The sequence below is a fragment of the Hymenobacter sp. BT188 genome, from assembly GCF_014333585.1.
In the GTDB taxonomy this organism is placed as follows: Bacteria; Bacteroidota; Bacteroidia; order Cytophagales; family Hymenobacteraceae; genus Hymenobacter.
The window spans coordinates 1-10,569 of the sequence record NZ_JACSCW010000020.1 but is presented as its reverse complement, the minus strand read 5'-3'; the positions used below and the strand labels follow the sequence as shown (position 1 = coordinate 10,569).

Sequence of the window (10,569 nt, the reverse complement as noted above, 5' to 3'; positions counted from 1 at the left end):
TAGAAATAGCCAAAGGAGAAAAGGGAAGATACATCCCCTCTACATAAAAAGAATAGAGCCAAAAAAAACCCCCCCCAAATATACCCGGGGCCTTTTTTCCTCGACTCTATGTATAGTTAAGGTTGTTTTGGCGTTGGGTTCGGGATACCATCGCCATCCTGATCAGGTGGGGTGGTATTTACGCCTTCATCAGGCGCAGTATTGCCGCCAAGCAAGTCAATTAGATTCAGAGGCTCAAACTGCGCTGAGTCGGCTGGCGCGAAGGCTCGTACTGTATCTACGGCCGTAACAATGTACTTGCGGGCCGGACCATTAAGCGCCACCCCCAGCGATAAATCATCATAAGCGCTTTGGGAGATCATGCCTCGTTTGGCCATAATACCCGCAATCAATCGATAGAAATAGCGCGCACTACCCCGCAGGTTGCCATAGCTGTCGAAGGAGTAACGGTAGAACTTGGGCTTGGGCACGATGCTAGCTAAGTACAAGCTCTCGGATAAATTCAGCTCGCTAGGTGACTTATCGAAGTAAAACCTTGCTGCATCCGTCACTCCGTACACTTTTGGGCCCCATTCAATGATGTTGAGGTACACCTCAAACATGCGTTCTTTCGATGCCAAACGCGTATTTTCGATAATCCACACAATCAGCGTTTCTTCCGCTTTCCGAGCTAGAGTCTTCTTGCGCGTCAGAAACACGTTTTTGACCAGCTGCATCGAAATAGTGCTGCCACCGCGTGCGAAGCGCTTCTCCTTGATGTTTTGAATAGCCGACTTCACAAAGGCCTTTTCCATAAACCCTTTATGCGTGAAAAAGCGCGGGTCTTCGGCCGTCAGAATGGCATTCTTAAGATGGTTCGAAATTCGGTTGAAAGGCGTAAAATCCCGGTTGGGCGGCCCTACGGGGAAGGTGCGAATAGAGTCGCCTTTGTCATTATAAGCCGTGTAGGCAAAAGCGCGGTTGAGCTTGCTTAGGTCTTCATTACCCCAGCGGGTAATTCGAAAGTTTTTACTCTTCAGGGTTGAATTAAACTCCAGGCTATCAAGCTTATTCATGTCCAGCGCTGCCTTGAGGCTGTATGTGAGCGTGCCTTCCCCCTTCGTCCCCTCCAGCGTTTCGAACATGCCTTCTGGCAATGAAGCGAAAAAGTCGTTGGCCGTCGTTTCCGTTGATTTGATATCGGCGCTGAACTGCAATCCGGCCAGCAAGTCTTTGCGGGAGGTTAACCCGTTCAGCTTCTTACCAATGCGACGCTGCTGAACCGGCAGCTTGCGCAAACTGATGGCGGGGTAAAACACCATCTTATTCAGTGTAACCTTTGTGCCATCATCCAGCGAAAAAGCCCCCTGGCCCAGCGTAGCCACGAAATCCATGCCTCCGTTACGCACCACAATATCCCGATCAGAAAGCTTGGCCTGATAAACAGCGAAGTTGTTGGCGGCGGCTGTACCACGCAGCGTCAGCTCATTGTCATCTAGTTCCTTATCGGTCAGGCTAAAGCGCAACGTATCAAACTGTACGCGCGCCTTGTAGCGCTGCTGTAAATAAGGAAATATTACGGGCCGCTTATCCAAGCCATATACCTTGGCCTGCACCGCATAATCGCGGGGTTCTACGCGCCCCTGAATGCCTACTCTATTCTCAACGGAATCGAAAGTAGCCGTCAGTTGGCCCGCGATATTGCCATCCTCAATGGTGAGGCTGGGCATAGCAATAGTTGCCGCATGCCCTGGGCTACGATAGGTAACAAGAAAGTTCTTAAAATCAGCCTCAGCGGGGATATTATCGAACCCAGCCTCTATTAGCTGATTCAGCAGCAGACCATAGTTGGTGCCTTGCGTGGTATCGCGGGCTACAGTGGCCCTGCGCTTTTTGGTTTTGTAGAGGAAAGAGAAGTTATCGGTGGCAGCTGTTTTGAGTGCCGTTAGTCGGGCATTATCAATCTGCAGATTACTAAACACCGGCCGACCCGCGAATAAGGAGCGGGCGCTGAGCGAGGCATTGATGCTACGGGCCCTCAGCAACGTATCTCTGCCCGTAGGTACCAGAGATACGCCCTCAATACGCACCGTGTTGAAGTCAGTAAACTTAGCCGGCCCGAGGGTAAGCTGCGCGGGATACTTCCGCTCTACCCGCGTTTTGACCTGCGCGAGAGCGTAGTCCAGAAGTTGCTGGCGCTTCAGGAAGAATACGCCAACGGCGCCGGCCAATAGCAGCACGAGTATGCCGAAGCCAAGGGCGATTTTTTTCTTAGTAGCAGGAGTCACGCGAGTAATCAGGGAGAGGATATCGCGACCAGGCTCTGCGAAATTCGCGCCGAACCCACGGCCGCACGAGCCACAAAGGTAGCGAAAAGCCGCATGTGGCGTTTATGGTAGCGCGAGCGCATTCGCTACCTTTGGTCCTTCTGACTTTTTCTGCTCCTCATGTCTGCACCTGATACTACCCTTTCACCGCTCACGGCTCTCTCCCCCCTCGATGGCCGCTATCACCACCAGACGGCCCCGTTGGCACCTTATTTCTCCGAGCTGGCACTGCTTCGGTACCGGGTGCGGGTAGAAGTGGAGTATTTTATTGCGCTTTGCGAGTTGCCATTGCCCCAATTAGCTGGCGTCGATTCTGCCTTATTTAAGCCTTTACGTGCCATTTATGAAGCGTTTTCTGTAACGGAAGCCGAGGCAGTAAAAGCTCACGAGCGCGTGACAAACCACGACGTAAAAGCGGTTGAATATTTCCTGCGTGACCAGTTCTCGTCACTGGGGTTAGGCGATTATCTGGAGTTTATTCACTTTGGTCTCACCTCTCAGGACATCAACAATACGGCTATTCCTCTCAGCTTGCGCGAGGCGCTGACGGAAATAATTTTGCCGCAATACATTGCCCTGCAACAGCATTTGCAGTCACTTTCCCAAACCTGGGGAGCAATTCCGATGCTTGCGCGCACCCACGGTCAGCCGGCTTCTCCCACTCGCTTGGGCAAAGAAATAGAAGTGTTTGCTGCCCGGCTGACAGCGCAGTTGGCGCTACTGGCTCAGGTTCCATTCGGGGCTAAGTTCGGAGGGGCTACTGGCAACTTCAATGCGCATCACGTAGCTTACCCCACGGTAGATTGGAAACAGTTCGCTAACCAATTTGTAAATAACACTTTAGGCTTGCATCGAAGCCATCCAACCACTCAGATTGAGCATTACGACCACTTAGCCGCTATCTGCGACGGCTTAAAGCGGCTAAACACCATTATGATCGACTTTGCCCGCGACGTGTGGCAGTACATCTCTTTGGGGTATTTCCGTCAGACCATTAAAGCCGGCGAAGTAGGCTCCTCAGCAATGCCGCACAAAGTCAATCCTATTGATTTTGAGAATGCAGAAGGCAACCTAGGAGTGGCGAATGCTTTGTTGGAACATTTGGCTGCCAAGTTGCCTATTTCCCGTCTTCAGCGTGACCTCACCGACTCCACGGTACTCCGTAACCTGGGCGTGCCGCTTGGCCACACACTGTTGGCGCTGAACTCCTTACTACGCGGCTTAAGCAAGCTGGCACTCGATGAAGAAGCTCTGCGCCGTGACCTTGACGCCAACTGGCCCGTGGTAGCGGAGGCTATCCAAACCATTTTGCGCCGTGAAAACTACCCCGATCCTTACAACGCACTCAAGGCTCTCACCCGCACCCACGGCCCCATTACTGAGCAAACAATTCGGGAGTTCATCGAGACATTGACAGTAAGCGATGAAGTGAAAGCTGAACTGCGTGCCATCTCGCCAATGAATTATGTAGGCATTTAGTATTCGTTGATTGATGATGAATGTGCTTGGAGTAACAGCTCCATTCGCCAGATTGCAGAAAAAACAAAAGATAACTTCAGTCTTCAATGCCCGAACTCAACGGCATACTCGTTCATCCTGACTGCCGCCATTTCCGCGGTGATGTGCCTTGTCGGCCTAATAAAGAGCATGGCTACCAGTGCGCTGGCTGCCCGGTATATGCGCCAACTCAGGAGCGTATTCTCATCATCAAGCTCGGTGCTATTGGCGACGTAATTCGGACGACGCCGCTCCTGCGCCGCCTTCGCCAGGAATATCCGGCGGCTAAAATCACCTGGCTCACGCATACGCCCGCTATTTTGCCCCCCAGCGCCGTCGATGAGATTCTGAAGCTGGACTTAGCCACCGTACTCCATCTGCAAGCGCGCGAGTTCGAGATTCTGTTCAATCTGGATAAAGACAAAGAAGCTTGCGCCCTGCACGATACCATCCGGGCAGTTCAAAAGTTCGGCTATACTCTGCTCCCCAACGGCGTGCCTTGGCCTGGTAATTCGCTGGCTAATCACAAATTCCTTACGGGTGTATTCGATGAGTTGAGCTTACAAAATCAGAAGCCGTATGTGCAGGAGATTTTTGAGCTATGTGGCTATGAATTTCGGGGCGAGGAGTACGTATTCGACAATCACGACGACAAAGGATATCGCTGGGATAACCTGCCGACGAACCGCCCACGCATTGGCCTCAATACTGGCTGCGGCGACCGGTGGACCACTCGCTTATGGTCTGACTCGCACTGGATTGAATTGATTAACGAGCTTCAGCAAGTTGGCTATACGCCCGTTCTGCTCGGAGGCGCTGCTGAAGATGAGCGTAACCAGCGCCTGCATCTGGCCACCGGAGCCGCTTATCTGGGCACGTTTCCGTTGGAGCAGTTTATCAATTTGATGCAGCAAATGGACTTGGTAGTGACCCAGGTTACGATGGCCATGCACATTAGCATTGCGCTTGGCAAGCCAACGGTGCTGATGAACAACATTTTCAATCCTCACGAATTCGACCTTTACGGCCGCGGCCAGATCGTGCAGCCCGACCGGCAGTGTGTTTGCTTTTACCGTGGCACTTGTAAGTTGGGAACGAGCTGCATGGAGGATTTGCCCCCCAGTAAGGTTTTTGCAGCCGTACAGGCGTCATTACCTGCTTCTAGTTTGCCACGGCTTTCAGCGCTGTAATCATCTCTCCCCAGGAGAACTGCTTTTTTTGCTCCCGCACACCTGCCGTAAACTGCTGCTCCCGCTGGTTTTGGTAAAAATCAACTAAGGCGTCGGCAATGGCTTTAGGCTGCGCTTTGGTGACATAGCCCACTTCGCCATCAGGTATTAGCTCTGATAGGCCGCCTACATCAGTAACTAGCATAGGGCGCTCAAAGTGGTAGGCAATCTGTGATACACCACTTTGAGTTGCGTTTTTATAAGGCTGGACCACTAAGTCGGCGGCGCAGAAGTAGTCGGCCACGCGCTCATTAGGAATAAAGTCGGTGGCAAGCACTAAGCGTTCCTCTAATTTATATTGCTGAATAAGAGCATCGTATGGCGCGGCAGGCTCATAGAATTCGCCGGCTATAATAAGCTTTACGGGTAAGGCGCTGAGCCGCGCATCAGCGAAGGCTTCAAGCAACAGATCCAAGCCTTTGTAGGCTCGAATGAAGCCAAAAAACAAAATGTATTGAAAATCTGCGCTGAGATTTAACGCTTTCAAAGCTTCGGATTTTGGCTTTAAAGGACCAAAATTATCATAAAGCGGATGTGGTTGATAACGGGCTGGCTGGTTGAAATGCAGACGGCGCAGGTCGGCCAGCACAGAACGTGACATCGTTACAAAACCGTGGCAAGCCGACAGGAAATAGCGCGTCAGGGGCCGATCACCGGGGCGTTTTTCGTGCGGAATAACATTATCTGTTATTGCTACGATACGCGTGTGGCGGTTGCGGGAAATAAGGCGGGCAATGGTGCCCAGCGCCGGACCCATAAATGGCAACCAGAAGCGAAAGACAATCAGATCTGGCTTTTCGCGGCGCAACCGATTACCTACGCGCCACCACGATACCGGACTCACCGAATTGATGCTCACCTCAATCGGTAAGTCCTGGGGGGCTTTTTCGGTGCTAAACTGAGTTTGTCCTGGAAACAGAAAGCTGGGATATTGTAAGCTAAACGTTACAAGCCTTACCTCATCACCAGCGTCGCGGAAAGCCCGCGCCAGTCGCTCGTTGTAGGTAGCTAATCCACCCCTTAACGGATACGCAGGCCCGATAATGACGACGCGCATAGTTTCAGCTTAGAGTAAACGGATAAAAAAGCGCCCGTGCTTAGCAAGTTTTGACGCTTACCAACCACGGGCCACTACGCTATTTAATATTCAGCTTCTCGCGCACTAAGTAGTCGTTTCGGCGAGCTCCGCTTAAAGAAATCATCTCGGCTAAAAAGCCCGCTAAAAACAACTGAACACCTACTACTACCGCCACCAAGGCCAGAAAGAACAAAGGCTGCGCTGTTACGTCGCGTGCTTTTAAGTTGTTCAGCGCCAAATACACTTTTTGCCCCCCAAGCCATAAAGTGATGATCATTCCGAGCAGAAATGATAACGTGCCCATAGTGCCAAAGAAGTGCATGGGCCGCCGCCGAAACCGACTCACGAAGGTGATACTCAGCAAGTCCAGAAAGCCATACACGAAGCGCTCCAGGCCAAACTTCGTAACTCCGTACTTGCGCTCTTGGTGCTGTACTGCCTTCTCCCCAATGCGGGCAAAACCGTTCCACTTGGCAATGACTGGGATATAGCGGTGCATCTCCCCATACACCTCAATGCCTTTTACCACACGCTGGTCGTAGGCTTTGAGGCCGCAGTTAAAATCGTGCAGCTGAATGCCTGATATCCAGCGCGTAACGCCGTTAAATAGTTTGGTTGGAATAGTTTTGCTCAGCGGGTCAAAACGCTTCTTCTTCCAGCCGCTCACCAAGTCGTAGTGCTCTTCAGTAATCATGCGGTAGAGTTCGGGCAACTCTTCCGGTGAATCCTGCAAGTCGGCATCCATGGTGCACACCACGCGGCCAACCGCCGCCCGAAAGCCTACGTTGAGAGCCGCCGACTTACCATAATTGCGATTGAAGCGGATGCCGCGTAAATGGGTATCAGCTTGCGCCAACTCCTCGATTACCTCCCACGAATCATCCGTGCTGCCATCATCTATCAAAATGACTTCGTACGTGAGTCCATGCTGAGCTAACACCCGATGAATCCAACGCGTCAGTTCTGGTAATGATTCTGCCTCGTTGAGCAGTGGAATTACGACTGATATCTCGACAGGGAAATGCTGCGGCAAACGCTTACTCAAATTCGGGGCGATTATGTTTCGTGATAGCAGCTATAATAAGTGTGAGCAGAAAGCCTATTAAAGCTGATCCAAGGATAGCCACTGCAATGCCAATTGGGCCAGTAGCGAAACGCTGCGACATCTGGATAGCCTGATCAATCTGAGCGTCGCTCATATTACCCGCTTCCTCCATTTTGGCACGCGTTTGCTCAATCGCGCGCTGGGCTGCTGAAGGGTCAATAAACTCCATGTAAACATAGCGAAAAATGCCCCCCAGAAGACCAGAAACCAAGCTTAATATGACTCCAATTCCAAGTCCCTGCCCATAAGACATAAAGCCACCATTATTCTCTTTGTAATTTTTGTGCGCTAGAACAATACCACCAATCAAAATGATAATGCCTAAAAGAGACAGCGCAGTGTTCTGCTCCAGATTAGCTGCCAGCAGAATAAAGGAATAAATAATGGATATAATGCCCGTCAGCAGCCCGTAGCGCAAGCCAACAGAGGTTGTAGAAACTGAAGTAGAAGTATTTTCCATGGAGTTAGTAGAATGAGAGTAAGAGAATAACTGACAACAAGAACGCAGTTATTTTCTAAAAAAAACGGCTCCTGGAAAGCTTAAGAGTAATCCAAACACTAATTTCTTCTCAAAATCATCAGATGCCAACCCCTGAGGCGTGTGAGCGAGGCTTTGACGGGCACGCTCGTATTGTTCTTGGCCTCCTGCCTGCTTTATAAATTCGTCCTTACTAGCCTCCAAAAGAGTTTTCATCTCTGATAAATGCCGATCAATTGGTGCTTGTCCGGTAGCTCGAGCGAATCCATAGACGCCAGTCGCCGATGTGACAGCAGCCAAAATTGTCGTCAGAATACCGGCCATCAATACACGTCGGAAGCCCGGCCCGTCAGGTAAAAAAGAGCGTCGAACTGCCCATTGACAAACTAAGGCAGCTAATGGTGGGACAAAAACACTCAGCAGGCGCTTTGGTCCATAGGGGTTATTATCGGTCAGGTAGAGACCTATTACCCAAATAATACAGATGGTTCCAGCCCCAACTCCGTAGCGGAGAGCATGACGTACAATAAGTCGCTTAGATTCTGTGGCTGAGTTCACGTGATTTGAAAGCTGGTGCAGCAAGATAATAGGCAGACGCCTGAGATAGTTCTTAGGCAGCCACAGCCATTGGCTCCGCCATTTTACGCCTCGTCATAAAACGAAGTAACAACACTTCAGCTAACAAACAGGCCAGAGCGGCCCACAAGCAGTACTGCCACAGTGGTGTGCCTATACGCTCGGCGCGGTATTGTGCTGCCACAGTTTGCCCCCCAGACGCATCGTAAACCTGAATATTTGGATGATTTTTGCCAATCAATGTACGTAGCTCTTCCGCTGAATAATGCGCCAAATTTGATTCTCGCTTGTCAACGTTGAATGCCAGAGTTTTAACAGTGCGACCATTACGAGTGAGTTGATAAAAGCCAGGGATCTGCATTCCGGGCGGAACATCAAAACGTAGTTCGCCAGCCTGTAGCCGCTGCACTGGAATAAAGGTCGAGCTATCTTTTGTTAGCTTAAATACTTGTTCAGTATTGTCTGTCACTTCCGGTACAGCCACTACTATCGTCCTTTGATTCAAGCGGTAAGCTGGATTCTGGTCATTGCGGAAACTTTCCATTGCTAAACGATACATAACCGGCACAAATAGAGCGTGGTTAGTAAAGTCTGAATACTCGGCCTCAAATGGCGCAGAGAATAAAAACACAGTACCACGTCCGCTGTTAAAGCTGGCTAGGTAGCCATCGCCATCTTGTAGACGCAAAATGTCAGTTTCCGACCTTGACCATCGCAATACAGGTGAGACTTTTGGCATCACAGCCTGCCGATTGCGGGCTGCAAATACGTCTTTAAAGAAAGGGTTTTGTGAGCTTGGAGCGGCTACCTCCCTTAGGCTTGGCGTGCCACTTGGTACTGGCTCCCATTGTACTGAGCCTATTCCCAAATCCTTAAATAACTGATTGTAAGACGCACGGCCTGCAGTAAGTGCGGGTGGCACTATAACTACTGAGCCACCCTTATCAACCAATCTCTTTATGCTTTCGCGCAAGCTGGCATCCACCCTTGGTTGCTGCACCAAAGCAAGGTTAGCACCTTCTATTTTACTATAACTTATAGTCTGTGGAGCGCTCTTGCTATAGGAAAATAAGGACTCATTTGCATACAAGCGCTGCGTAGCAGGTTCACCTGCAGCCAAATCAATAATACGTATCTGGGGTGAAGGCTGTAGCGTAAAATAGTAGGTGTTATCAAAGGTTACCGGGAAATCCTCTACCTCCACCCTACAACGTTGCAGTTCATTGTTATCAATGCGTACTCTAACTGAAGTTGTTGTCGGACTTTCCGTTCCAACGGACGCACGGTATACCGCCACCTGTTTATCGCCAATGAATAATTTTACTTGGCAGTTATCCACTGCTACTTGCCCGCCATTTCGTAGTCGAATCCGCAGTAGGATATCAGTTCCACGCCGCACAAATGCATCATCCACTAATACACTATCAATATAGACATTCGGAGTGGCCTCATCCTGAATTATAGGCACCAAAAATATACTTTCCGTGGAGTCAATCTGAGCTAGAGACCTCGAAGAAAAACCATTCTTCTGAAAATCAGAAAAGATGAAGGTTTGTCCATTGCCATTTCTAGTCTGCCCTTTTCCTTTAGCTATCAATGCGCTCAAACCTGCAGCTTGTCCTGATACACTAAGTTGTTCTGTGGCAACTTGGAAAGCGAACTTATTCAAGTTATTAGCTGCTGGAGGAAGCTTAAACTGCGTTGTTGCTGGATATACATTTACGAGACCGTTAGCCTCTTCCACAGCTTTATCTAACAGAGATTGATCATTGCCATGAACTTGCATGCTTGGTGAAGTATCAATAAACATTGACACAAATTCACCTTGTTTTACACCCTTTTTTGCAGCAGGTATAAATGGTTGACAAAACATTAATACCAAAAACAGAACGAATCCAATTCGAGCTAACAAAACAAGTAAGTGCTTTAATTTACTTTGACGGGCGGTAATCAACTTTACTTCTCTAATGAAACCAACATTAGTAAAGTGAACAAGTTGAGGCTTGCGTAACTCAAAAAAGTGAATAGCAATAGGGATTGAGACAGCAAGTAGACCCAACAAAAACCACGGAAATAATAGCGCCATTGTCAAAGATATATTTTACAAAAGGTCAACAATCATAAGGTCCGTATTCTGTTATATTACGCTTATTAGAATTGATTTCTAAATAAAGTCAGTACTTTGTTCACACATGCCCATAGGTCAAAGTGGTTATAAACGCGAACAGCCCCCCGCATCCGGGGAGGGACGCTGGGGGGCTGCGGTTGTAGTAAGGTTGGCGGCGACCGACTCTCCCACC

Annotated in this window: 8 protein-coding genes; 2 read left to right on the top strand and 6 right to left on the bottom strand. The window is 49.7% G+C overall.

Annotation, left to right across the window (positions count from 1 at the left end; translation table 11 throughout):
* Positions 1 to 116: 116 nt before the first annotated feature.
* Positions 117 to 2,267: a transglycosylase domain-containing protein gene (locus H8B13_RS21655; RefSeq protein WP_187312733.1), complete on the bottom strand. Its 2,151-nt coding sequence runs from the start codon at positions 2,265 to 2,267 to the stop codon at positions 117 to 119.
* A 159-nt stretch (positions 2,268 to 2,426) separates the two neighbouring features.
* On the opposite strand from H8B13_RS21655, the gene purB reads away from it, so the two are divergent.
* Both purB and H8B13_RS20935 read left to right on the top strand, forming a co-directional pair.
* Positions 2,427 to 3,785 (top strand): adenylosuccinate lyase, encoded by a 1,359-nt coding sequence (gene purB / locus H8B13_RS20940; protein WP_187312732.1) that lies wholly within the window; start codon positions 2,427 to 2,429, stop codon positions 3,783 to 3,785.
* Between the two features lie 86 nt (positions 3,786 to 3,871).
* Entirely contained in the window at positions 3,872 to 4,993 is a 1,122-nt protein-coding gene (locus tag H8B13_RS20935; RefSeq protein WP_187312731.1) for a glycosyltransferase family 9 protein, read from the top strand.
* On the opposite strand, the gene H8B13_RS20930 is transcribed toward H8B13_RS20935, so the two are convergent.
* From H8B13_RS20930 to H8B13_RS20910, 5 genes are all read right to left on the bottom strand, one after another.
* Positions 4,965 to 6,089: a glycosyltransferase gene (locus tag H8B13_RS20930; RefSeq protein WP_187312730.1), complete on the bottom strand. Its 1,125-nt coding sequence runs from the start codon at positions 6,087 to 6,089 to the stop codon at positions 4,965 to 4,967. The two genes, H8B13_RS20935 and H8B13_RS20930, sit on opposite strands and share 29 nt — an antisense overlap.
* A gap of 79 nt (positions 6,090 to 6,168) precedes the next feature.
* Positions 6,169 to 7,155, bottom strand: coding sequence for a glycosyltransferase family 2 protein (locus tag H8B13_RS20925; protein ID WP_187312729.1), 987 nt, complete (start codon positions 7,153 to 7,155; stop codon positions 6,169 to 6,171).
* Complete coding sequence (locus H8B13_RS20920; RefSeq protein WP_187312728.1) at positions 7,148 to 7,675, bottom strand: DUF4199 domain-containing protein; 528 nt, start codon at positions 7,673 to 7,675, stop codon at positions 7,148 to 7,150. The genes H8B13_RS20925 and H8B13_RS20920 overlap by 8 nt, the downstream gene beginning before the upstream one ends.
* Positions 7,676 to 7,723: 48 nt before the next feature.
* Positions 7,724 to 8,275, bottom strand: a complete 552-nt coding sequence (locus tag H8B13_RS20915; protein WP_187312727.1) for a DUF4199 domain-containing protein — start codon at positions 8,273 to 8,275, stop codon at positions 7,724 to 7,726.
* 28 nt (positions 8,276 to 8,303) lie between these two features.
* Complete coding sequence (locus H8B13_RS20910) at positions 8,304 to 10,355, bottom strand: BatA domain-containing protein (RefSeq protein ID WP_187312726.1); 2,052 nt, start codon at positions 10,353 to 10,355, stop codon at positions 8,304 to 8,306.
* Positions 10,356 to 10,569 lie beyond the last annotated feature (214 nt).